The 25,243-nt window shown below is 33.6% G+C and carries 23 protein-coding genes; 13 read left to right on the forward strand and 10 right to left on the reverse strand.

Annotated features, from left to right (window positions below; genetic code table 11):
* Positions 1 to 26 precede the first annotated feature (26 nt).
* Positions 27 to 1,331: a Xaa-Pro aminopeptidase gene (pepP, locus tag A9G34_RS01630; RefSeq protein WP_065568681.1), complete on the reverse strand. Its 1,305-nt coding sequence runs from the start codon at positions 1,329 to 1,331 to the stop codon at positions 27 to 29.
* A gap of 38 nt (positions 1,332 to 1,369) precedes the next feature.
* Positions 1,370 to 1,912 carry a UPF0149 family protein gene (locus tag A9G34_RS01635; protein WP_065568682.1) on the reverse strand — a complete coding sequence of 181 codons (543 nt, stop codon included), beginning with the start codon at positions 1,910 to 1,912 and terminating at the stop codon, positions 1,370 to 1,372.
* 126 nt (positions 1,913 to 2,038) lie between these two features.
* Between A9G34_RS01635 and A9G34_RS01640 the strand changes: the two genes are divergently transcribed.
* From A9G34_RS01640 to crr, 4 genes are all read left to right on the forward strand, one after another.
* On the forward strand, positions 2,039 to 2,383 hold the full coding sequence (locus A9G34_RS01640) for a hypothetical protein (RefSeq protein WP_034948299.1): 345 nt from the start codon (positions 2,039 to 2,041) through the stop codon (positions 2,381 to 2,383).
* A gap of 138 nt (positions 2,384 to 2,521) precedes the next feature.
* Positions 2,522 to 2,779, forward strand: a complete 258-nt coding sequence (ptsH, locus tag A9G34_RS01645) for a phosphocarrier protein Hpr (RefSeq protein ID WP_034948302.1) — start codon at positions 2,522 to 2,524, stop codon at positions 2,777 to 2,779.
* Between the two features lie 52 nt (positions 2,780 to 2,831).
* Positions 2,832 to 4,559: a phosphoenolpyruvate-protein phosphotransferase PtsI gene (gene ptsI, locus A9G34_RS01650; RefSeq protein ID WP_034948306.1), complete on the forward strand. Its 1,728-nt coding sequence runs from the start codon at positions 2,832 to 2,834 to the stop codon at positions 4,557 to 4,559.
* Between the two features lie 9 nt (positions 4,560 to 4,568).
* Positions 4,569 to 5,072, forward strand: a complete 504-nt coding sequence (crr, locus tag A9G34_RS01655) for a PTS glucose transporter subunit IIA (protein ID WP_034948309.1) — start codon at positions 4,569 to 4,571, stop codon at positions 5,070 to 5,072.
* Between the two features lie 84 nt (positions 5,073 to 5,156).
* Here crr and pgi read toward each other — a convergent pair whose 3' ends face one another.
* The 7 genes from pgi to rne form a co-directional block, all read right to left on the reverse strand.
* A complete protein-coding gene (gene pgi, locus A9G34_RS01660) occupies positions 5,157 to 6,806 on the reverse strand; it encodes a glucose-6-phosphate isomerase (protein WP_065568683.1) in 1,650 nt (549 codons plus the stop codon).
* Positions 6,807 to 8,022: 1,216 nt separating this feature from the next.
* On the reverse strand, positions 8,023 to 8,955 hold the full coding sequence (gene metA, locus A9G34_RS01665; RefSeq protein WP_065568684.1) for a homoserine O-acetyltransferase MetA: 933 nt from the start codon (positions 8,953 to 8,955) through the stop codon (positions 8,023 to 8,025).
* A 179-nt stretch (positions 8,956 to 9,134) separates the two neighbouring features.
* Positions 9,135 to 9,947 (reverse strand): peptide ABC transporter ATP-binding protein, encoded by an 813-nt coding sequence (locus A9G34_RS01670; RefSeq protein ID WP_034948320.1) that lies wholly within the window; start codon positions 9,945 to 9,947, stop codon positions 9,135 to 9,137.
* A 15-nt stretch (positions 9,948 to 9,962) separates the two neighbouring features.
* The gene (locus A9G34_RS01675) at positions 9,963 to 10,961 is read right to left on the reverse strand and encodes a peptide ABC transporter ATP-binding protein (protein ID WP_065568685.1); all 999 of its coding nucleotides are present in this window, start codon (positions 10,959 to 10,961) and stop codon (positions 9,963 to 9,965) included.
* Between the two features lie 2 nt (positions 10,962 to 10,963).
* The gene (locus tag A9G34_RS01680) at positions 10,964 to 11,824 is read right to left on the reverse strand and encodes an ABC transporter permease subunit (RefSeq protein WP_065568686.1); all 861 of its coding nucleotides are present in this window, start codon (positions 11,822 to 11,824) and stop codon (positions 10,964 to 10,966) included.
* Positions 11,817 to 12,752: an ABC transporter permease subunit gene (locus A9G34_RS01685; protein ID WP_065568687.1), complete on the reverse strand. Its 936-nt coding sequence runs from the start codon at positions 12,750 to 12,752 to the stop codon at positions 11,817 to 11,819. The genes A9G34_RS01680 and A9G34_RS01685 overlap by 8 nt, the downstream gene beginning before the upstream one ends.
* 79 nt (positions 12,753 to 12,831) lie before the next feature.
* Positions 12,832 to 15,525, reverse strand: a complete 2,694-nt coding sequence (rne, locus tag A9G34_RS01690; protein ID WP_065568688.1) for a ribonuclease E — start codon at positions 15,523 to 15,525, stop codon at positions 12,832 to 12,834.
* Positions 15,526 to 16,278: 753 nt separating this feature from the next.
* Between rne and syd the strand changes: the two genes are divergently transcribed.
* The 7 genes from syd to A9G34_RS01725 all read left to right on the forward strand — a co-directional run bounded on the left by syd (position 16,279) and on the right by A9G34_RS01725 (position 22,497).
* Positions 16,279 to 16,812 (forward strand): SecY-interacting protein, encoded by a 534-nt coding sequence (gene syd / locus A9G34_RS01695; RefSeq protein ID WP_065568689.1) that lies wholly within the window; start codon positions 16,279 to 16,281, stop codon positions 16,810 to 16,812.
* Between the two features lie 128 nt (positions 16,813 to 16,940).
* On the forward strand, positions 16,941 to 18,116 hold the full coding sequence (locus A9G34_RS01700; RefSeq protein WP_065568690.1) for an amino acid aminotransferase: 1,176 nt from the start codon (positions 16,941 to 16,943) through the stop codon (positions 18,114 to 18,116).
* 288 nt (positions 18,117 to 18,404) lie between these two features.
* Positions 18,405 to 19,766 carry an adenylosuccinate lyase gene (gene purB, locus A9G34_RS01705; RefSeq protein WP_065568691.1) on the forward strand — a complete coding sequence of 454 codons (1,362 nt, stop codon included), beginning with the start codon at positions 18,405 to 18,407 and terminating at the stop codon, positions 19,764 to 19,766.
* Positions 19,763 to 20,326, forward strand: coding sequence for a GNAT family N-acetyltransferase (locus A9G34_RS01710; protein WP_081295234.1), 564 nt, complete (start codon positions 19,763 to 19,765; stop codon positions 20,324 to 20,326). The genes purB and A9G34_RS01710 overlap by 4 nt, the downstream gene beginning before the upstream one ends.
* Positions 20,283 to 21,065 carry an amino acid ABC transporter substrate-binding protein gene (locus tag A9G34_RS01715; RefSeq protein WP_065568692.1) on the forward strand — a complete coding sequence of 261 codons (783 nt, stop codon included), beginning with the start codon at positions 20,283 to 20,285 and terminating at the stop codon, positions 21,063 to 21,065. The genes A9G34_RS01710 and A9G34_RS01715 overlap by 44 nt, the downstream gene beginning before the upstream one ends.
* A complete protein-coding gene (locus A9G34_RS01720; protein WP_065568693.1) occupies positions 21,062 to 21,733 on the forward strand; it encodes an amino acid ABC transporter permease in 672 nt (223 codons plus the stop codon). The genes A9G34_RS01715 and A9G34_RS01720 overlap by 4 nt, the downstream gene beginning before the upstream one ends.
* A gap of 11 nt (positions 21,734 to 21,744) precedes the next feature.
* The gene (locus A9G34_RS01725; protein WP_065568694.1) at positions 21,745 to 22,497 is read left to right on the forward strand and encodes an amino acid ABC transporter ATP-binding protein; all 753 of its coding nucleotides are present in this window, start codon (positions 21,745 to 21,747) and stop codon (positions 22,495 to 22,497) included.
* A 37-nt stretch (positions 22,498 to 22,534) separates the two neighbouring features.
* On the opposite strand, the gene A9G34_RS01730 is transcribed toward A9G34_RS01725, so the two are convergent.
* Positions 22,535 to 23,902 carry an MmgE/PrpD family protein gene (locus A9G34_RS01730; RefSeq protein WP_065568695.1) on the reverse strand — a complete coding sequence of 456 codons (1,368 nt, stop codon included), beginning with the start codon at positions 23,900 to 23,902 and terminating at the stop codon, positions 22,535 to 22,537.
* Between the two features lie 235 nt (positions 23,903 to 24,137).
* On the opposite strand from A9G34_RS01730, the gene folK reads away from it, so the two are divergent.
* Positions 24,138 to 24,620 carry a 2-amino-4-hydroxy-6-hydroxymethyldihydropteridine diphosphokinase gene (gene folK, locus A9G34_RS01735; RefSeq protein ID WP_065568696.1) on the forward strand — a complete coding sequence of 161 codons (483 nt, stop codon included), beginning with the start codon at positions 24,138 to 24,140 and terminating at the stop codon, positions 24,618 to 24,620.
* A 138-nt stretch (positions 24,621 to 24,758) separates the two neighbouring features.
* Positions 24,759 to 25,214 (forward strand): RNA polymerase-binding protein DksA, encoded by a 456-nt coding sequence (gene dksA, locus A9G34_RS01740; protein ID WP_034948343.1) that lies wholly within the window; start codon positions 24,759 to 24,761, stop codon positions 25,212 to 25,214.
* Positions 25,215 to 25,243: the final 29 nt, after the last annotated feature.

Raw genomic sequence — 25,243 nt, forward strand, 5'->3', positions numbered from 1 at the left:
AGATAAACAATATTAAATTCACAAAATCATCGCCTCATTAAGCTTTCAATTTTTTCTGGATCTTTTGGCACTCCCAACGTTAAAACTTCGTTTCCTGATTCTGTAATTAAAATATTATCTTCAATTCGAACTCCTATTCCTTTATAACACTCTGGTGCTTTAGCACCTTGACTTATATATAAACCGGGCTCGACTGTCAATACCATACCCGGCTCTAAGATACGATCTCTTCCACTACCAACATCATGAACATCCATACCAAGCCAGTGCCCTAAACCATGCATATAAAATGCAGTATAAGCTTTATTAGTAATCAAAGATTCTACATCACCTTTCATAATCCCTAAGTTAACTAAACCTGTAACCATTGTTCTAATCACATGATTATTTACTTCCATAATGGATGTACCTGGTTTGAAAAGTTTAATAGCTTGATATTGGGATGCTAAAACAATGTCATAAATTGCACGTTGAGCTTGATTAAATTTGCCATTAATCGGAAATGTACGAGTAATATCTCCAGCATAATATTGATATTCACAACCCGCGTCAATCAATACCAAATCACCGTCTTTTAATGAATCACCGTTGTTCTCGTAATGTAATATACAACTATTATTTCCTCCTCCAACAATAGTATTGTAAGATGATGATCGAGCACCATGCCAAGCAAATTCATGTAAAATTTCAGCCTCTAATTGATACTCGTATAATTTTGGCTGACATATTTTCATGGCACGTACGTGAGCTTGAGCACTAATCTCACAAGCTTTACGTAACATTGCTATTTCAAAATCAGATTTGAACATGCGCATTTCATGCACAATAGGCCGCCAATCTATTAATTTATTAGGTCCTATTAATTTTGCATCTTGCCGTAGTGTTGTTAGTGCTCGCTTAACGATCCTATCGGCATATTCATACTGCTGGTCTGCATGATAAATACTCGTTTTACCATTTAATATATCTGGTAATATCTTATCAATTTCATCAAAAAGATAAGCTTCATTTACCAAAATGGTATCAAAAGCAGCTTTCTGACCTAAACGATAGCCAGTCCATATTTCCGCCAAAGGATCTTTCTTACGATTAAACAATACACATTTAGGGATGTTATCATTTTGTTTAATGATCAAAAATAAAGCTTCTGGTTCTGAAAAAAATGTAAAATACCAAAAATCACTATTTTGTCGATAAGGATAATAAGTATCATTACTTCGTGTCACTTCAGGAGAAGCAAAAAAAAGTGCCACACTATTAGTTTCCATTTGTGAAAAAAGTTTTTCACGGCGAGAAACGATTTCTGATTTGATATCTATTGGTATCGTCATTATGACCTCAATTAAAATTAATGTTTAACAGATTAGTCTTAATGAATTGTTGGCGTTATATCGGGCTCATTAAATTCGTCAAAACATAATATGGATGTAATACGAACATACTCTTTAATTTCTTCAAATGCGAAACCAAGCTCTTGCTGATCTTCATTTTCATCATATCCTAATTGTACAATTTGACGTAAATCATAAATTGCTTCACCAACTTCGCCTTTAAGGTGATTAATTTTAGGTTGAACAAGCCCAATACCAAGTAAAAAATGATTTACCCAACCTACTAAATCATTAATCTGAGAATAAAGTTCTTTATTGCTAAGAAATAGTTGAAATTCAAAATGCTCATCAAAAAATTGCTGCTTAGTTATATTATAAAGCTGACTAATTTGTTGCTCTAAATATTCTGGCATTTTTTGTCCATTATTTAACATGTCTTCAACTAATGGTCGCCAACTTTCATCATGATTTCCGCCAGCTAAAAGACCTGAGATAAAACCATGTAATTCAGCAGCTGTAATACCTATTTTATATAGGATTAATTGTCGATTAAATTCATCATAATTAGTGGTATCTGTCATTAACTTCACCTTGATTTTGTTAAATCAACAAAAATGCACCCCCTGCACTTTAATTGATTATTAGTATATAATTCATAATTGGCTATAAATAATAAACATGTTACTAAGCTTTATAAAGGAATTATTTTGAATATTGTAAGATTTATCTTGAAATCGCCCATACTTCTTTTGATATTTGCAATATCGTTAACTGCATGTGGCACCTGCTCGCCTAACAAGGGCACCATCATCCTTGATGTAAAGGATAAAACACAAACGTATGTAACCGGTCAAGACCTCCCAAGCCACTACAAATTAGGAAATAGTGAACAAGAACTTCAACGCTTCGAAACCTTCTGTTCTGAAGAAATTCAAGTATCACAGCTTGATGGCAGCGAAGAAACTGTTTTTGAAAATATCAAACATGGCATTCATGGACAAATTGAATTTAAAAACTGCAGTGACAAAGTCACTCGAATTTACCAATATTGATAAAAAAAAACTATCTTTATATTTTAAAACGAATAAGATTAACAGATTGTAAAATATCTATAAAATCTTACTAGCCATTCAAGATGTTTTTATTTATATTGATCAGGCTAATGAAAATATTTTTGGAGTAAAACAATTATGTATAAACAAGATGTAACCATTACTGCACCAAATGGTCTCCATACTCGCCCTGCGGCACAATTCGTAAAAGAAGCTAAAAACTTTAATGCAGAAATTACTGTCACATCAAATGATAAAAGCGCTAGCGCCAAAAGCTTATTTAAATTACAAACACTAGGTTTGACACAAGGCACAACCATTACTATTTCTGCTGAAGGCGAAGATGAAAAAGAAGCAGTCAATCACTTAGTTAAACTACTTCCAGAGTTGGAATAATATCCAAAATGCAATAAAGAACAGATTTAAAATTGAATAAGGATCAAATGTTATGGTATCAGGTATACTTGTTTCCCCGGGTATTGCTTTCGCAAAAGCGCTATTATTAAAAGAAGAACCTATTGTTATTAATAATAGGCAAATTCTTGATAACAAAATTGATGCTGAAATTGAGCGTTTTAAAGAAGCCCGCCAAAAATCAAGCGAGCAATTGAATGCGATCATGGAACGCGCAAAATCCACATTAGGCGAAGATAAAGCCGCTATTTTTGAAGGGCATATCATGCTACTTGAAGATGAGGATCTTGAATTAGAAGTTATTTCGCGTATTAAAAGCAAGCATTCTACCGCTGATGCCGCAGTACAATCTGTATTTGAAACTCAAGCAAAAGAGCTTGAAAATTTAGAAGACGAATATTTAAAAGAGCGCGCAGCTGATATTCGTGATATAGGCAAAAGACTTCTCAAAAATATTTTAGGTATTGAGATTGTGGATTTAAGTGCCATTAGCCAGCCTTGTATTTTGGTTGCGACCGATCTTACACCGTCAGAAACTGCACAATTAAATTTAGATATGGTTTTAGGTTTTATCACTGATGCTGGTGGTCGTACCTCACACACATCAATCATGGCCCGTTCATTAGAAATTCCAGCAATTGTTGGGGCATCTAATGCAACTCAAGCGATCAAACAAGGTGATTTTATTATTTTGGATGCAATAAATAATGCTATTTATATTAATCCAGATCACACCACACAAGAAAAGCTAAAACAAGTCCAAGTTAAATTTATTTCAGACAAAGAAGAATTAGCAAAATTAAAAGATTTGCCAGCTGTAACTCTTGATGGACACCAAGTTGAAATTTGTGCAAACATTGGAACCGTGCGTGATATTGCCGGTGCTGAACGCAATGGTTATGAGGGTATTGGTCTTTACCGTACTGAATTCTTGTTTATGGATCGTGATGCTTACCCAGATGAAGAAGAACAGTTTAAAGCTTATAAAGAAGTAGCTGAATCAACTAATGGTTTATCAGTTATTGTACGTACAATGGATATTGGTGGTGATAAAGATGTACCGTATATGCATTTACCAAAAGAAGAAAATCCATTCTTAGGTTGGCGAGCAATTCGTATCTGTATGGATCGTAAAGAAGTGCTTCATGCACAATTAAAAGCGATTTTACGTGCCTCTGCATTTGGCAAATTACGTATCATGTTCCCAATGATTATTTCGGTTGAAGAAATTCGCATATTAAAAGCTGAAATTAATATTCTTAAAGAACAGTTAAATGCCGAAGGTAAAGCGTTTGATAAAAATATCGAAATCGGTGTAATGATTGAGACACCTGCTGCAGCCGTAATTGCTCATCATTTAGCTAAAGAAGTGGATTTCTTTAGTATTGGAACCAATGATCTAACACAATACACGCTTGCTGTTGACCGTGGTAATGAACTAATTTCTCACCTATATAACCCTCTTTCGCCTTCTGTACTAGCAATGATCAAAAAAGTTATAGATGCTTCCCATAAAGAGGGTAAATGGACAGGTATGTGTGGCGAGCTTGCAGGGGATGAAAGGGCGACAATCTTATTACTTGGCATGGGGCTTGATGAATTTAGTATGAGTGCAGTCTCAATTCCTAAAATTAAGAAATTGATTCGCAATACTAACTTTGAAGAAGCTAAAAAACTAGCCAATACTGCATTAGAAAAAGCAACAGCTAAAGAAGTTATTGATTTAATAGATAATTATACTGCTGAAAAGCAAATTTGTTAGGAGACAATGATGGGATTATTCGATAAAATCAAGCAGTACCTATCCGATGACAATAAAAATAGAATCGAAGTAATCGCACCATTAAGTGGTGAGATTGTCAAAATTGAAGATGTACCTGATGTGGTTTTTGCTGAAAAAATCGTGGGTGATGGTATTGCAATTAAGCCTACGGGTAATAAAATTGTAGCACCATTAAATGGTAAAATAGGTAAAATTTTTGAAACGAACCACGCATTTGCAATCGAATCAGATGAAGGTATTGAACTTTTTGTCCACTTCGGAATTGATACAGTAGAATTAAAAGGTGAAGGCTTTACGCGTATTGCAGAAGAAGGTCAACAAGTTAAAATTGGAGATACTATTATTGAATTTGATTTACCTTTATTAGAAAGTAGAGCAAAATCAGTATTAACACCTGTTGTTATTTCAAATATGGATAGCATTTTGGAGTTAACCAAGCTTACTGGTACCGTTGAAGCAGGTAAAACGCCTGTTATGCGCATTAAAAAATAATTATCTATTGAACTAAAAGCCCTTCAGTATCAACTGAAGGGCTTTTTCATATAAAAATCAACATTACCTGACTAAGAAAATTCACTAACGCCATTTTTTATATTGATTAATCAAATTATTAGTTGAAACATCATGTGAGTTTACAGGTTCATCATCTGCTAATTCGGGTAAAATACGCCCAGCCAGTTGTTTGCCAAGTTCAACACCCCATTGATCAAAACTAAATATATTAAGAATAACTCCTTGAGTAAAAATTTTATGCTCATACATCGCAACTAAGGCACCAAGGGCATAAGGAGTAATTTTTTTCACTAATATTGAATTAGTTGGTCTATTACCTTCAAATACTTTAAATGGTACAACAGACTTCACTTCATCAAGATTTTTTCCTGCAGCTATGAACTCTTGCTCAACCTGTTCTTTTGTTTTACCAAAAGCTAAAGCTTCAGTTTGAGCAAAAAAGTTAGATAATAATTTTGGGTGATGATCTCCAACTGGATTATGGCTTATTGCTGGTGCAATAAAATCACAAGGAATGAGTTTAGTACCTTGGTGAATTAATTGATAAAATGCATGTTGACCATTGGTTCCTGGTTCGCCCCAAATAATTGGGCCTGTTGTGTAAGGTATTTTATTACCGTTGCGATCGATACTTTTACCATTTGACTCCATATTTCCCTGTTGGAAATAAGCTGCAAAACGGTGCATATACTGATCATATGGTAAAATAGCTTCGGTTTCGGCACCACAAAAATTGTTGTACCAAATACCAATTAATGCCAGTAACGTTGGGATATTTTTATCAATTGGTGCGCTTTGGAAGTGCTTATCCATCGCATGACCACCGGCTAAAAATTGTTTGAAGTTATCAAAACCAATTGATAAAACAATCGATAAGCCAATTGCCGACCAAGATGAATAACGTCCACCAACCCAATCCCAAAATTCAAACATATTAGCTGTATCAATACCAAATTTTTCAACTTCTTTAGCATTAGTTGAAAGAGCAACAAAGTGCAAAGCAACTGCTTTATCATCTTTAGCAGCATCAAGTAACCATGCTCGTGCTGTTTGTGCATTTGTCATAGTTTCTTGAGTGGTGAAAGTTTTGGATGCAACCAAAAATAAAGTGGTTTCAGGATTTAAGCCTTTTAACGCTTCAACGATATGTGTGCCATCTACATTTGATACAAAATGCATGTTCAAGTGGTTTTTGTAAGGTCGTAGCGCTTCGGTAATCATTACTGGCCCTAGATCTGAACCACCAATACCAATATTGACCACATCAGTAATGGCTTTACCAGTGTATCCTTTCCATTCACCATTAATGATTTTTTTACTGAATGATTCCATCTTAGCTAAGACAGCGTTAACATCATCCATCACATTCTTACCATCAACATAAATTGGTGTATTTGATACATTACGTAAAGCAACATGCAAAACAGCACGATCTTCAGTACGATTAATTTTCTCACCACTATACATGGCTGTAATTGCATCACTTAGATCACATTCATCAGCAAGTTTATAAAGTATTTCTAACGTTTCTTGCGTGATACGATTTTTGGAAAGATCAACCAAAAATTCATCCTCAAAAAGGATACTGAGTTTCTCAATTCGTTTTGGCTCTTCTTCTAAAATTTGAGCAATGGTTTTATTATGATGCTTTTGGTAACTTACTTGAAGGGATTTCCAAGATGAAGTGTTAATTGGATCGATGGATTTTAACATAACTAATTCCTTAAATAATAACGCACTGTATCCATAATATAACTATGCCTAAAAGGATGCAAGATAAGGATCTTTTATCTGTTCTTACTGAAATGATAGGGTTAATAGCTTAACTAGCCTACTAAGCAACAAACTTTTAATTTATTTTTTAGCCGTTCCTATGTCAAATTGTCTTATGGTTTGGCTTGTAGATATTTAGTACGAAGAAAGGGGGAAACTCTTGTACTAAGTTTAACTAATGTTCTTCATGCAGATTGAATACAAAAAAATCCCTAACATTGCCGGCAGTATTAAATTGCCATATAAAATATAATGCATTTTGCACTGCATCACTGACACCTTACAATAATAGTAAAAGAACTATCGCATACTAAGAATAATGTTTCGTTTGATAATCCAACACCTCATCGACTAATTTAATATTTGAGGGAGAATTTGACACAAACAGCCATTTACAATCAAATTTGCCTTGATACACAACTTGCTAGTTATATTATTAAATAACGTAAAGAATTCATTTGGTAAGTTTTCTTTATTATAAGAAACTATTCTCGATCAAAGATTTCTTTAGATATCAATTTGTGTCGAATCTTTTTATTTAACTGAAATAAATCATTTTTTGAATTTGGTAATAGCCATGAATCAAACTCAAGCTGATTTTGTAATAAAAAAGCATACTCCGTAGTTAAGGCTATTTTAAGTTCATTTATAACTTTGTGGTTATCATGACCATAAACAATTAATATTATGATATAAAAAATTTTTCAAGTATTGAGTATAGCTGCTGACATTTTTCTGATTAACTAACACAATATTAAATCGATTCATCTTAATCTTTATTATAATAAAAATGTTTTCTTAAAGCTGATTCTTATAATAATGTTTTAGGAAATTCAACAAAACCATATTTAATTAATGAGCTTTCGTGCGTTGATTATTGCAGATCTTGGCCATTGTGTTTGTTTAACTTATTCTTTATATTCTAATAAGCAATGCATAAAATTAATTACAATATTTTAGGATTAAATTTATACATTGTATGGTTTTATATTAAATGATATTTATAATAGGGCTTATTTTTTCTTTAATCTCAAATGTTTCTTATTTTGGAAATATCTTATTAATATCTTGAAAGTTTTTGTTATTTACTTTTTCAATTGAAAAATTATTCACCATCATGCACAATTAAAGCAAATAATTATCATAATGATTTATTTTAATCATCGATTGTTAAATTACGGGTAGTCAAATCAAATGGTGTTAATTGATAAACATAGTAATTGAGCCAATTACTAAATAATAAATAAGCGTGACTACGCCATGACGCTTTAGGCGACAAACTAGGATTATTATTCGGGAAATAATTTTCAGGGATATCTGGTTGAATACCTGCTTTGAAATCACGAAAATATTCCTTTGCTAAAGTGAAAGAATCGTATTCAGGATGACCTGTCACAAATGCCATGCGCTTATTAGCCGTTGCCATTAGATAAGGACCAGTGACATCTGATTCAGCTAAAATTGTCAAATCAGTATAACTTTTGATTTTATCTATTGGGAAATCAGCATAACGAGAATGAGGTGCTAAAAATAAATCATCAAAGCCACGAGTTAATATAGCATTGGGTTGTGCTAATTGATGCTGATAAACGCCAGATAATTTATTTGAGCGCGTGAATTTTGGTAAATCATATAATATATTCAATGCCGCTTGCACCGCCCAACAAATAAACATGGTTGAAGTTACATGTTCTTTCGCCCATTTGATAATTTCGGTTAATTTAGACCAATAAACCACATCTGAAAATGCGACTTTACCCAATGGAGCGCCTGTAATGATTAAACCATCAAAATTTTGTTCGCAAATATCTTCAAAATCACAATAAAAGCTATTTAAATGCTCGACAGGAGTATTTTTAGATTCGCGTTGGTCTATTCGTAATAACTGAATATTGATTTGTAAAGGAGAGTTAGAAAGCAACCGTAAAAATTGGTTTTCTGTTTCTATTTTTTTAGGCATTAAATTCAAAAAAAGAAGCTTAAGTGGACGAATTTCTTGCATATTTGCACGAGATGAAGTCATAATAAAAACATTTTCTTTACGAAGCACATCAACAGCAGGCAATGAATCAGGAATACAGATAGGCATAAAAACTCCTAATAATCAATAAGCTTTAAAAAAAACAAATAGACGTCTAGAAATCCATATAGCTAAATATAGAGAGTTCTAGATTATTTGTCGAGTTTTTTATTCAATAATTATACAAAATAGTTCAAGATGGCATCATGAGAATGATCAATTAGACTTAGAAAAAGCTATCAAAAATATTAAAAGAACCTAGTATCAGTACGCCAAGTATCAGCAGTAAGAGCTTCACCAAAATAGCTATTGATTAGTTTTTGAGTAATCTCGCTTAATGGCGAAGCCAACACTTCTGCTGTATTACCATATTCAACAAGCTCACCTTTATGCATAACCAAAATCTCGTCACTAATATGTTTCATCATACCAATATCTTGCGTCACATAAACATAAGAAATGTTTTGCTGAGCTTGCAATTTCAACATCAAATTCACAATTTGAGATCGCATCGAAATATCTAATGCAGCTAATGCCTCATCAAGAATAATAACTTTAGGCTTTAAAATTAATGCTCTAGCCAATGCCACACGTTGTTTTTGTCCTGAAGCCATAACAGAAGGATAATAAAAAGCATGTTCTGGCAATAAACCAACTTGTTTTAAAACATCACTAATCAATTTTTCACGTTCAAATGCATTATAACGTGTATTATGCTTTAATGGGATTTCAAGTAATTGACCGATACGAAGCCTTGGATCAAATGAACTTTCAACATGTTGAAAAATCATTCGAATAAGCTGACAGCGATGGCTATAATCGCCATATTCTACTTTAGATCCATCAATCCAAATATCGCCACTATCTGGTTTCACCATGCCAACTAACATTTTTGCTAATGTGGATTTTCCTGAACCATTTTGACCAATAATCGCTAATGTTTTACCTTCATTAAGTGAAAAGGATAAAGATTTAACCGCATCAATACGTAAATGCCCAAAGAATCCTTTAGGAACACTAAATTGTTTAGATAAATTACGTACTTTTAGAATGGGGTTCATGGTGTATTCCTATTGTTATCTGTATTGCTCATCAGTATTTAAAGGAAAATGGCAGGCAACAGAGTGGCCTTTTATCTGATTCAGTTCAGGCGCTAAAATACATTTTTTTTGCGCATATGGACAGCGAGGGCCTAATCGACAACCAATCGGCAAATGTTCTAGTGAAGGGATCACGCCTGTCAAAGTATTTAATGGGCTCTTATGCGGCATGGCTTTACCAAAGTCGGGAATAGCATAAATTAATGCTTGTGTATAAGGATGATATGGTGACTTAATTAAATCTTCACTATCAGCAATTTCAACTGTTTGCCCACAATAAAGCACATTAATACGATCTGTCCATCTTGTTACCATCTGTAAATCATGACTAATGAGTAAAATAGTTGTACCCATATTTTGGTTCATGCTAGCTAGCAGTCTAAAAATTTGTGCTTCTGTTGTTGCTTCCATAGCGTTAGTTGGCTCATCAGCAATAAGAAGTTTAGGTTGATTTGCCAATGCAATTGCTATCATTACTTTTTGACATTCTCCTTCTGTCAATTCAAATGGATAGGACTTTAAAATTTCCTTATGTTCTTTAATTCCAACTCGATGCAGTAACTCTATAGCACGATATTTACGCCAAAAAAATCTTTGCCACCAATGACCTTTAAATGCTCTTCTTGGAATAGCTTCAATTAACTGTTGCCCAATTCTCATAGAAGGGTCTAAACATGATTGTGGTTCTTGGAAAATCATTGATATATTATCACTAATAACTTTACGACGCTGTTTAGGTGTCAATTTTAGAAAATCAATATTATTAAAATGGAAACGATCTGCTGAAATTTTCCAGTTATTATTAGTTGCTCCCAAAATCGCTTTAGCGATTAAACTTTTTCCAGAACCAGACTCCCCGACCAAACCACGAATTTCACCTTCTGATAATTTAAGATTAACTCGATCAATTGCGCGTAAAAGACCATCAGGAGTAATAAACTCAATAGTTAAATTTCGAATATCTAGCAATGCCATAATTAATATCCTTCTTGTCGACCATTTAATCCAAAATTCAATAGGTGAACGAATATAATGGTAGCTGAAATAGCGATTCCAGGAGATAAAAAGGCCAAATAATTAGTATCAATGATATCTTTCATTCTAAACATCATCATACCTAAATCAGGTCGAGAGACATCATTAGCAAAACCTAAAAAAGTGATTGTGGTAATTGCTAAAATAATGGAGCTAAATAATGAGATAATTTCAGTCAAATAAATAGGTAAAATATTATATAAAATATAATGATTTAATATAGAAAATGGCGATAAACCATCCAATCGATAAGCAGTAATATAGGTTTTATTCCATTCTCGACTCACTTTCTGGTGAATATTATAAATAAAACGTGGTGTATAAGATAATCCAATGACAAGCAACATATTAGTTATATTATCTTCTAATAATAGGCTAATCGTAATAACACCGAGTAAAGGAGGAACAACCATAAAAAACCGAAAACTTAAAAGAATAAAAGCTCGCAAAAAAGGAATAAAAAACATTAAATAATTAATTAGTCCACCAATTACTATTACATAAAATACAGTTTTAAGTGTCATTGATATGGTAGATCGATAGCCAATTAACAAATAATCAAAAATATCTTGTCCTTGAGCATTGGTACCCAATATATGATTAATATCACCCTTAGCCCACCAAGCCGGTGGTAAAGAAGCTGCAAAAATAGGCTCAAGGTGTGCATGGAAAAACCATTTTGTCGATAAAGCAACAAATGTTATTGCGACAATACCATAAAATCCAACGAGGGAATAAATGTTGCCATGTAGTTTATTAAAGCTAAATGTTAACCAATTGAATAACTTATTTATCTTATACATGATTTTCCTTATGGCGTAATGGATAAATCATCACAGCTGTAATTTCACCTAATAAAGTTAATAAACTTATTACTGTTCCACATGCCAGAATGGCAATTGAAATAATAAAATAATTATGGTGATAATAAGCACTCATTATCCATTGCCCTAAACCTACTCGGTTAAATAAAATCTCTACTACCATGGTTGAAAACAAGAGTGTTGTTGTATTATAAGTTAGTTGTGGAATCGTAGCTGGAATAGTATTAGGCAATAGGTGACGTCGTAAAATTCTAAATGGCGATCTTTCTCGAATTATTGCCATTTTTATAAAATTTTGCTGCGAAGTATTCTGCACATTTTGACTAACCAGTTGAATAGTCATAATACTTGGTTGAATAGACAAAATAAATATTGGTAATAATAGATAATGCAACTGCGCTAACAATACAGCTATTTTATCTACTCTTGATGAGAGTAAAATTTTCAACAATGATGAACCTGATACAGAAACTAATGATGATACATTAAAATTGATTAATACTGACCAAGTTGGTGATAATAAAAACATTACCATAACAACAAGTAATACTATGGGGCATGAGTAAAGCAAAAGGCATATTAATCTAATAACATTATTTAACCAATTAATTCTACTTAACCCTAAAAAAATTCCCAAAGGTAGCCCAACAATTAGTGTAACCATTAAAGCTAAAATACAAAGCTCAAATGTGGCAGCTAAAGTATGAAAAAAAGGGACTGTTTCACCAGATAATAAAGTAAATTGTCCCTGAAATAGTTGTTTAAAAAAGTTTCTATAAGCTTCAACAAAACTTAAATCATTAAATAATGAATGGGGAGAAAAATAAACAAGACAAAAACTAATCTGAGCTAGCACGCAGATAATAAATAAAAAAGCTACTATTTTTTTGAAAATATAGATAATCATTGTTTATTTTTATCGTTGTCATCAACTCAAATATAAACAGTAGTGACCTAATAGCCACTACTGCAGTTCTATATCAATTTTATTCTGAAGGGTATGACGGCTTACTTGCCTTTGCATAGGCATGATTCTCTGCATTTAAGCCACCTGCATTCCCTTTACCTTCAAATTGATAATTCGACTCTTCGCGTAACTTTATACCAATCTTCTCGGTAACTGATTGTGGTGCTGGTGCCTTTTTCATAACAGAAGAAGAGTAACCTACTGGTTGCTCGACCTTTGTTGCTATATCACTATTGTTTTCATTGAGAATATTATCACTCATCGTAAATACGGTATTAGTAGATGAATGCTCATGTAAAACTTCATCAATAACCGATGTTTGTTTTGTTATATCCGCATTATAGGTTATCACTTCATCTTTAATAATAACTGGCAATAAAAGCGAAGGAATAATAGGTACAACGTCATTTGGCATATCATGATTAACATGACTGTAGTCAATGGCTACTCTTCCTAAAGCCAATTCTAATGATGCCGCCGCAAATGATAACGGCATTGGCGATTGTTTAAGAGCTGTATTTCGTACACGCCGTTTGCTGCGCGGACCATTCATTCTTAAATGTCTAGAAGTTCGTCGTTGGCGTTTTGGTTGTGACTCTGGAATAACATCACATTCAGTTTGCTCAGAAACAATAACTGGCAATAACAATGACGGAATAATAACCCGCTGTTTGTCATTTTTTGTCATGGCTGCTTCGAGATTTTTAACACGTATACTTTTTGTTAAAGTACGTTGTTGACGTCTTGGTTTGACCTCTCGTTGCTTCGATTGTGTCATTTCAATAACGGATTTTTCCGCTTTAACATTATTTACGCCAATTGATGAAGTAGCGCTATTATTTTGTTTAGCTCGACGACTATTATTTCGAGTTGGCTCTTTTATATCATCAGTTATCACATTATGACTGTTAGTCGCCGCAGCATTGCTATTTCTATTATTACGTTGTCGTCGATTATTTGAACGTTGATTATCGCGTCTTTTACTTGGCAATGGTTTAATTTCTGGCTCAGGCTCATATTTTTCGGATACAAACAGTTTACGAATCTTGCTAAATAACTCACCAAATAAACTTCCTGACTTTTCGGCTTTTACCTCAATCTTTTCTTTTTGTATGGTGCAAGCTTCAACTTTTGGTCCTGACAATACCGCTTGTTCAACAACCACTTCTGCAACTTGATCTTCTTCCTGTTCTTCAAGTTCGCGAATCAACTTTGGAAGATTATAACTTAATACGTCTGTTTCTTCACCTGCTCGTTTACGAATCACTTTATAAAGTGGTGTTTCCATTTCTTCATCGCCAGCTATCACAATTTTGACATCAGGGTGCATTCTTTCAATATTGGTAATTGCACGACGTTTTTCATTAAGTAAGTAACTCGCTATTGGTACAGGAACGATAACATCAATCTGAACTGTATTGTCTTTCATCGCTTCTTCTTGAATTAACCGCAAGATAGAAAGCGATAATGAATTATTATCGCGAACCGTACCTGTTCCTTGACAACGAGGACAAATATGATGCGTTGCTTCACGTAGTGAAGGACTTAAACGCTGGCGAGACATTTCAAGCAAGCCGAATCGTGAAATTCTCGTTGTTTGAATTCGTGCGCGGTCTGTTTTCATTGCTTCTTTTAAGCGATTTTCTACTTCTCGCTGATTGCGAATTGGCGTCATATCAATAAAATCGATAACAATTAAACCACCTAAGTCGCGTAAGCGTAATTGCCGAGCAATTTCTTCTGCAGCTTCGAGATTAGTGTTAAAGGCAGTTTCCTCTATATCACTACCACGGATAGATTTTGCTGAATTAATATCAATCGCAGTTAATGCTTCGGTCGCATCAATAACAATTGAACCTCCTGATGGTAAACGTACTTCACGTTGGAATGCTGATTCAATTTGACCTTCGATTTGAAAATGATTAAATAACGGCACATCACCCTCATAAAGTTTAAGGCGATTGACGTATTCAACCCTTCCTAAATCAGCTAAGCGTTTTTTAGCTATTTCTAATACCTTTGGATTGTCGATTAAAATATCACCAACATCATCACGTAAATAATCACGGAAAGCTCGAGTAATAATATCACTTTCTTTATGAATCAAGCTTGGAGCTGAATGATTTTTTGCTTCATTTTGAATTGCTGTCCAATAGTTTACTAAAGCATTTAAATCCTGTTGTAGTTCTTCTTGGGTTTTACCAACCCCCGCTGTTCTAGCTATAACTCCCATGCCCTTTGGTTTTTCAATAGCATCAATAATTCGCTTTAAATCTGCACGATCTTCGCCTTCAATCCGGCGAGAAACACCGCCAGCACGAGGATCATTGGGCATCAATACTAAATAGCTACCTGCCAAACTGATATAAGTAGTTAACGCCGCACCTTTTTTTCCTCGAATTTCTTTTTCAATTTGAATAAGTACTTCTTGGCCTTCATGTAGATGTTTGATAGTACGACGCCCTGTCATATTAGATGGGAAGTAGTTATCAGCAATTTCTTTTAGAGGTAAAAAACCATCTCGTTCTCCGCCATAAGAAACAAAAGCAGCTTCTAAACTTGGATTAATTTTGGTAATTTTGCCTTTATAAATATTGGCTTTCTTTTGCTCATGCCCAAGGCTTTCTATATCTAAATCGTATAAGCGTTGACCATCAACAAGCGCAACACGGAGTTCTTCTTGCTGGGTTGCGTTGATTAGCATTCTTTTCATTATTCTACACTCTTGATTAATCTTAATTAACTGTAGGTAGAATTCTATTATTAGTAGGCTGTTTATTTTAACAATAATAACAAACGATACTAAACAAGATATTTTTAAACGGTATTCATTATTTTATTTATGTTTTTTTAGTTATTATTTTATGTGAATCCGATATCGTTTACACAATATCAACCCATATTCAGTTACTATGTAAAATTCGAAACATTTGTCTGTTTTTTCGAATCAATACTAAGCACCTATTTAATTGATATTATTTCCATATTAATTTGCAAAATCTTGTAGTTAACTGATTTTCGCAAACATTCTAACTTTATATATGATTGTTAAAAATAAACATATTATCTAATTATAACGATTCTACATACGCTATTTATTTTTTAAAAAATTGTAATGTCTAACGCCATTGCTGCATTACAAGGATAAAATTACCCGTCTTTATTATTCACGTTTCCGCTAAGGATAGCAAGAAAATTAAACTTACCATTTTATAAATAGTTAGATAATGATTTTTTATAGTATTAAAATTAATTTAGCTATATTATCAAAAACAAATTTTATCTATTTGAAACATTAAACTAAAACATCAGATAAAGCTAAAAATATCTCTACAAACTTTTATTTGATTATTAGAATAATTAACAAAAATTATATATCAAAACAATAGTGCATATATTAGCTAAACCAGTATAATAATTGATATATGATAATATTTTTATAAAATTAAGAGATTAAATTAGTTTTATGGATTCAGTTGATAAAAATGCATTAATTGATTTCACTGCTCGTTGGCTGAGTCAGTTTGAGTATGCACCACAAAGCGAAGAACTCCATGCCATGTCTTCACCCTGTATTTTAAAGACCGATCAATTAACTGTGTTTTGGAGACCTTTCTTATTAAATCCGCCTAGAGATCTAACAGTCGTTGAAAAAATTGTTGGTATCACGTTACAACCAAACGCACACGTTTTTTATGGAACTCAGTACGCAGGCAATATGTCAGCAAAGTTTGCTGATATCAATTTAACACTAATACAAGCTTGGAATGACGATGATTTTTCAAATTTAGAACAACATTTAATTGCTCATTTATCTCAGCAAAAAAGATTAAAACGTTTCCCGACTATTTTTATAGCAACAACCGATGAAGATACAACTATAATTGCATTAAACAACCTCACAAATCAAATTGTAAAAGAAGATTTAATAACAGGGCAAATTATAACTTTAGCTGATGATTTGATGTCATTTTTAGACAAACTCATTGTACGTAACTAAAAAATGATCTGTGAAAAGATTAAATTATCAGCTAAATCTTTTTGGTAAAATTCAATTATCTAAATTGTATGTTACAAAATAATGTGTATATAATGCGATGAAAGTAACTTAGAGGAAATAGGTGAATTATGTTTGAAAATTTAAATGCTGCCCCGGCAGATCCTATTCTCGGTCTAGCCGATCTTTATAATAAAGATGAACGTATCAATAAAATTAATTTAAGCGTTGGTGTTTATAAAGATGAAACAACCCTAACACCTATTTTAGATAGTGTAAAAAAAGCTGAACACATTTTACTTGATAAGGAGGCGACTAAAAGCTATTTACCTATTGATGGCGTTCCAGAATTCAATATTGCAACACAAAGCTTGCTTTTTGGTAGTGAAAGTGAGCGAGCCAGAACAGCACAAACACCAGGTGGCACGGGTGCCTTACGTATTATGGCAGATTTTCTAGTTCATCGAACCAAAGTAAAACGTATTTGGTTAAGTAATCCGTCTTGGCCAAATCATCTTAGTATTTTTCAAACAGCAGGGCTTGAAGCACGTGAATACAACTATTATAACCCACAAACACATAGCCTTGATTTTGATGCTATGATGAACAGTTTAAACCTAGTTACAAAAGGAGATGCAGTCTTATTCCATGGCTGTTGTCATAACCCAACGGGTATTGATCCAACACCTGAACAATGGCAAACTATTTCTGGTTTAGCTTTAAAAAATGGTTGGTTACCACTATTTGACTTAGCTTATCAAGGCTTTGGGCAAGGAATTGAAGAAGATGCCTACGGATTACGCTTATTTGCTAACATGCATCCAGAGCTACTCATTGCTAGCTCCTATTCTAAAAACTTTGGGCTTTATAACGAACGTGTTGGTGCCTTTACTTTAATTGCCAAAAGTACTGAAATTGCCGATCGCGCCTTTAGCCAAGTAAAAACCATTATTCGTGCAAATTACTCTAACCCACCAGCTCATGGAGCAAAAATTGTTTCGTATATTCTAAATAATAAGGAATTAAAAGAAGAATGGATTAATGAATTAACCAACATGCGGCAACGTATTCATCGTATGCGCCAATTATTTGTCAAAACGCTACAAGATAAAGGCGCAAATCAAGATTTCAGTTTCATAGTCAAACAAAATGGCATGTTTTCGTTCAGTGGTTTGAACGAAGAACAAGTACTAAAATTACGTAATGATTATGGCATTTACATCGTAAACTCAGGACGTATCAACGTGGCTGGTATGACATTAGATAACATGTCCAGACTTTGCGAATCAATTGTTGAAGTACTATAGAAATTTTAATAATAAACAGTCATAACAATAGAAACGCTCAAATAAAGGGTGTTTCTATTTACTTCCCCCTTTAAATTAATATGTTTTTTACTATAAAAAACAGGTTTAGATTTGGCATACATATCCTTATTAATCAAAAATTATTCTAATGATTACTTACACCTCCTCCTTCTTATTAGTATTTTATTCCATTTGGTTATATCAATAGAAAAACAGATAATTAGACGATACTCCAATAATTACTAATAATTATTGAGTAAGATAGTAACAATTATTGAGGATAGTTTGATGGCGTCACATATTTTAGATTTTTTAATTTTGGGCAATAACTTTGGTACTAACGAAATGAGAGCAATTTGGTCAGAGACAAATCGCTTGCAAAAACAGGTGGATGTCGAAGTTGCTTTAGCTAAAGCGGAAGGCGAGTTAGGCGTTATTCCAATTGAAGCAGCCAATTCAATCATATCCAAAGCCGATGCATCTAAATTATCAATTGAACAAATTGCCGAAGAAGCAGCTAAAGCCAAACATTCGTTAATGTCAACAATTAATGCACTGCAAAAACAAGTCGGTGATGCGGGTCAATATATTCATTACGGCGCAACCACACAAGATATCGTCGATACTGCAACTGTTTTACAATTAAAACAATCTTTTACTGTAATTGAACGCGATAGCAAACTAGTGGCACTAGAACTAAAACGTTTAGCTAAAAAGTATCAGTATTTACCCATGGTTGGAAGAACCCATGGCATGCAAGCACTCCCCACAACCTTTGGTTTTAAACTTGCCGTATGGTTAGATGAATTTATTCGGCACTTACAACGTTTAAGTGAAATCAAACAACGAGTATTAGTCGGTAATATTAGTGGTGCAATTTGTACTTATGCCTCAATGGGCAAGTTAGGACCACAAGTTGAAACTCGTGCTCTAACAATACTGGGACTAAATACCCCTAATATCGGTTGGCAAGCAGCTCGTGACCGTTTTTCTGAATATGCATCAGTCATTGCGCTAATTAGTGGCACATTAGGTAAAATGGGCAATGAATTTTACAACTTAATGCGTACCGAAATTAACGAAGTTGAAGAACCGTTCTCGGAAGGAAAAATAGGCTCAACTACCATGCCGCATAAACGCAACCCAGCGGCATTAGAAGGTTTAGCCAGTTTGACAGCTCCACTTTTAAAAAGCGTCGCGTTAATTCACGAATCAATGAAAGTTGAACATGAGCGCGATGCCATGAGTTGGCGAGCCGAATGGATCGCACTACCAGAAATTACTCTCTATATTTCAGCGCAATTACAGACAGCACTTACCGTACTTAAAGGACTTAAAGTCAATGCTGACAAAATGTTGACCAATTTATCACTACAAAATGGTTTACTACTATCTGAAAAAGTGATGTTTGAAATCGGCAAACGATTAGGTAAACAAACTGCACATAATTTAGTTTACCAAAGCGCCATGAAAGCATTTGAACAAAATCGACCATTTAAAGATATATTATTAGAAGAACCACGTTTAAATAAAGAATTCACCGAATCCGAACTTGATGCTTGGTTAGATCCAATTAGCTATATTGGCTCTGCACCGGAAAAAGTAGCACAAGTTATTCAATATGCTGAACAGTGTGGAGTATTAGCATGAGCTTTCGCTTAATCACTCATAAAGACATTCCTGCTTATCAGGCTCTATTGCATAATGCTTATCAATCCACCACTCAATTAGGCATTCATTTTGCCGCAGCAACAATCACGCAATCGCAAATTGCTGACCATATTGATTCCAATGCCGTGTATCTATTTGAAAAAGAAGGTGATCTACTATCAACCTTAAGTATTCGCTTTCCGTGGGGCAATAACCCTGGACCTTATGGGGTACCGCATTTAGGTTGGTTTGCAACAGCGCCACAATATAAAGGCAAAGGTTATGGTAATGCATTATGGAATTTTGTTGAACAGCAAATTCTAATTAACCAACTAAAATTACCTGCAGTCACGTTAGGCACTGCTGCAAATCATCCATGGCTTGCCCAAACTTATATTAATAGAGGCTATAAAAAAATAGGGCAAGCTAATTTAACACCCGATCATACCACCCTTTATTTTGAAAAAATCTTAAATCATAAAAACTATACCGAATGGAAAAAAGGAGTAATAAACTATGAAAAAAATAAGCAAGTTACTGTCCGCTCTATTATTAACTAGCCTAGCCTTAATTGGTTGTGATAATAAATCCAATCATCAAGTAACAGAGCAAAATGTAATTAAAGTGGGCTCCACAGGACAAAGCTATCCAAACGGTTATAAACAAGATGGCAATTTAGTCGGATTTGATGTTGAAGTTACTGAAGCAATTGCTAACGAATTAGGCTATAAAGTCGAATGGATCATTGCTGAATTTGGTGGTTTAATGGGGCAATTTGATTCAGGGCGTTTAGATACTATTGCCAATGCAGTTGCGGTTACAGATGCTCGTCAAGCCAAATATGATTTTTCCAATACCTATAGCCTTTACGGTAGCCAAGTTGTTACCCACAAAGATAACAACGATATCAAGCAATTATCTGATTTTAAAGGTAAAACCATTGCCGGTGTGCTAGGCTCAAATCATATAAATAATCTAAAAAAAGCCTTTCCTAACAACGAAATAACAATCAAGACCTATGAAACACGAGATGGTGCAATGTATGACACGGAGTATAGACGAGTTGATGGTTATGTCAATTCTAAGCCAATATTACTGGCTGAAATTAAGCGTAAAAATCTACCGTTTAAATTAGTGGGTGAGCCAATTACTATTGAGCAAGTTGCTTTTCCATTTAGTAAAGATGAAAAAGGCCAAGCACTACGTAAAAAATTCAATCAAGCCATCGAAAAGTTACGCACCAATGGCACATTGAAAAACCTTGCAATTAAATATTTTGGTGAAGATATTACCCTATGAATTTTAATGTAAACTATTTTTTAAGTGTATTTCCGCAGATATTACCTTATCTGCCTGTTACACTTTTTATTACCATCATATCGATTATGTTTGCCATTATATTTGGACTAACAATTGCACTATTACGTAGCAATAAAATAATCATTATCGATTCGTTTTTTGCACTGTTTATATCACTGTTTCGAGGAATACCTTCTGTTGTATTACTGTTTATTATTTATTACGGATTACCACAAATTTTTCCTGTTCTAAAACAAATGGGCGCTACAACAGCAGCTATTATCTGCTTCAGTTTAAAATATTCGTCCTATTTAGCTGAAATTTTCCGGGCAAGTTTAAAGTCCGTTGATCAAGGTCAGAAAGAGGCAGGAATAACCGTTGGTTTAAGTAAAATACAAGTTTATCGAGGTATTATACTACCACAAGCTATGGTCAATGCCCTACCAAACGCTGGTAATATGTTCATTTCATTACTTAAAGATTCGTCTGTTGCCTTTTTTGTTGGCGTACAAGAACTATTAGCATCGGGGAAAATGTTAACCGCTAACTCATTTCTCTACTTCGAAACCTATCTAGCTGTAGGTATTGTTTACTGGCTAACTGTTGTTGCCTATTCTTGGATACAAAAACAATTAGAGCGAAAGCTCAATGTACCTTATCATCGTTAAGGAGTAAGGTTATGATTTCTGTTTCGCATTTATCTAAACGTTTTGCAAATAATGAAGTATTAAAGGACATCAACTTAAATATAAAACAAGGTGAAGTTGTTGCCATTATTGGCCCATCAGGCTCAGGAAAATCAACTCTGTTACGTTGTTTAAATTTACTAGAAAAACCAAATACAGGCACTATCAAAATAGGAACTGTATCACTTAATAGTAAGCATTATAGTATTAAAGAAGAAAGCAACTTACGAAAACAGTCCGCTATGGTTTTCCAACACTATAATTTATTTAAAAATAAAACAGCATTAGAAAATATAACTTATCCATTAATTGTTGGTCAAAAAATGGATAAAACCAAAGCAAAACAACAAGGATTATCATTATTAGAACGAGTCGGTATGTTGCCATACGCAACACAATATCCCATCACTTTATCGGGTGGTCAACAACAACGTGTTGCAATTGCAAGAGCTTTAGCTGTTAAACCAAATGTATTATTATTTGATGAACCGACTTCTGCACTCGATCCTGAGCGAGTACACGAAGTATTGCAAGTCATGCTACAGCTAGCAAAAGAACATATTACTATGATTATAGTAACACATGAAATGGAGTTTGCTAAGTACGTTGCAGATCGAATTATCTTTATGGCAGAAGGAATGATTATCGAAGAGGGACCAGCAAAATCAGTCATCGATAATCCTCAAAATGAAATTACGCAACGATTTTTACGCCAGCTAACTGACGAAATTGATTTTGAAATTTAGTTAAAAAATATACTAACTAATGATAATAATTTAACATTTAAAGAGTAAATAAATAAGATAATAGAAATTGACGAATATCTAAACCTTTTGCTAGTTTATGAATATCTGTTAATAATTGCTCTGTTTTAGCTTGATCTTTAATCGCTGAATGCAATTTTAACGACATTTCAGTTTGGCTATATGGGTTTTTAGGAGAACCTTTGGGAATATCAATACGCTGACTTATCTTTTTACCATTTTTAAGAAAAATATCAATAATTACATAACGCCCATTATAAGCTTCTGGATGTGGCGTAAGATGCGTTTGATAACTTCGTTTCATCTTCTGCATTAATTGTTTTATTGCATTTGAAATAGGTTGTGATGAAAACTGCTCAAAACCAAGTGGCAATCCTAAAAGAGTTAATGCTAAAACATATTCAGCCGAAAAACGTCCTTGCTGCGCCAATGAAGGGGTTTTATATATCAATGCAGCATCACTATTTGGCGGTGCAAAATAAATAACAATATTATTAATATTATTAATATTATCAAATTCAAAGCTAAGATTTTGGTAAAGTAATTGACCCGCATCAGCAATATAAGCAGCAGCTGAACAATAAGAATAATTTTTAAACCATAATCCGGGATCCACAATCTTCCAAGTTTTACCCCAATGACTTAAATCAAAATGTGTATTACCTTGCCCATAAATAGCCAAAAAACCTAATTTATCATCTAAAAAATCCTGATCGGCATGTATACCAGCTCTTAACCATTCAACGGATTGTACAGCATGCTGTGCTGCTAATCCTGCATGTAAAAATTTGATCGGAGTACCCATTAACAAACGCATTCCTGATGCTTGTGTAGCTGCTAATGTTAATGCCTGTGATAAAAAAGGTTCATCATAGAGATAACAAATAGCAGCAGTGGCAGCAATTCCACCCAAAGTAATAGTTGCATGCCAACCTTTTTCATAATGCTGTGGATTAACACTTTTACCCAACAAAGCCATCACTTCAATACCAATAACATAAGCCGTTAAAAAACGTCGACTATCAATCTTTTGTTCAATACTATCTAATCGAACACTAGCAATAAGAGCGGATAAAATAACGGCTGAGGGGTGGCCTCTAACATCTGAATGTACATCATCATAATCTAAACAATGCGCTTGGAAGCCATTAAAAAGTGCTGCTTGCCTTGCCGTAGCTAACTTTTTTTGACCAATCAGCAAAGCTCTAGTATTTCCACCCTCATCTGCTATCCATGCTAGTAATTTATGAACATCATCTTCCTGACAAGCTTGTAAACTACAGGCAAAATAATCGATTATCCCCTTGATAGCACAATCAATAACTTGAGGATCACTGATTATTGAAGTATTTTTTATTAAAAAACTTAATTGTTGACCTAAATTCATTTTATATTCTCAATAAATACAATAACTAATAAAAATAACCATTTAATAAAGTAATTTGCTTTACCATAGGTAACATAATGAAAAATAGATAAAAAGTTAAAGATTATATGGTTATATTTTTATAACACAAAGTCATAAGCATGAATCTATTTATATAATCATTCTTGGCAATTGTTTTATGTGCTAAGATATTGCCATTCAATTATATTTAATATCACAAAAAATAAGTCTAATTATGTCAATTTGTTATGTTGCTTTAGGGAGCAACCTTGAAGATCCGTTTGCACAAGCTAATCGTGCTATTGAATCATTACGCTGTTTGCCTAGCACAAAAGTGGTAGATATTTCACCATTTTACCGAAGTAAGCCCTTAGGACCACAAGATCAAAATGATTATCTTAATGCAGTAATTAAACTGACGACAAGCTTATCGCCTATAGCATTGCTTGATGAACTACAAACTATTGAAAAAGCACAAGGACGCGTACGCAAAGATAACCGTTGGAGTGCTAGAACCCTAGATTTAGATATTTTATTGTATGATAATTTAATTATTAATAGTGAAAGGCTTACTATACCACATTACCATATGAAACATAGGGAATTTGTACTCTACCCTCTTTTTGATATCGCTCCGGAATTGATATTACCTGATAATGATAACTTACATGACTTAGTCGTTAAATGCCCTATAAATGGCATGAAACAGTGGAATTGATAATAAAATTTATTTATAACACGCAGTTATATTAATCTACATAGTTTACTTAAAAAAAAACATAAAAAAATTTTGCCAATAGCTAATTTATTGCTATAGTTTAGCGCTTGCGAATAATCTGTATCTAAGGGGATTGCAGTGAAAAAGGAACAAAAATTAAATACATCTTCTCTTAGCCTGCTTTCAATTGCTGGGCTTGAACCTTATAAAGAGGCAAAAGATGAGGAGTATATGAATTCTAAGCAATTGAAACATTTTAAGCTTATCTTGGAAGCATGGCTTACTCAGCTACAAGGAGAAATGGGTAAAACTGTTTCACATATGCAAGATGAAGCAGCAAATTTTCCAGATCCTGCTGATAGAGCAACTCAAGAAGAGGAGTTTAGCCTAGAATTAAGAGCACGTGATAGAGAACGTAAACTTATTAAAAAAATTGAAAAAACATTAAAAAAGATTGAAACTGATGATTTTGGTTTTTGTGAATCTTGTGGTATTGAAATCGGTATACGTCGTTTAGAAGCAAGACCTACAGCCGATTTATGTATCGATTGTAAAACTCTTGCTGAACTTCGTGAAAAACAAATGGGAATGTAATCCTAGTTTTGTCTATTAATCTTAAATAA

This window comes from Gilliamella sp. Choc4-2 (genome assembly GCF_001690355.1).
Taxonomy (GTDB): Bacteria; Pseudomonadota; Gammaproteobacteria; order Enterobacterales; family Orbaceae; genus Gilliamella; species Gilliamella apicola_A.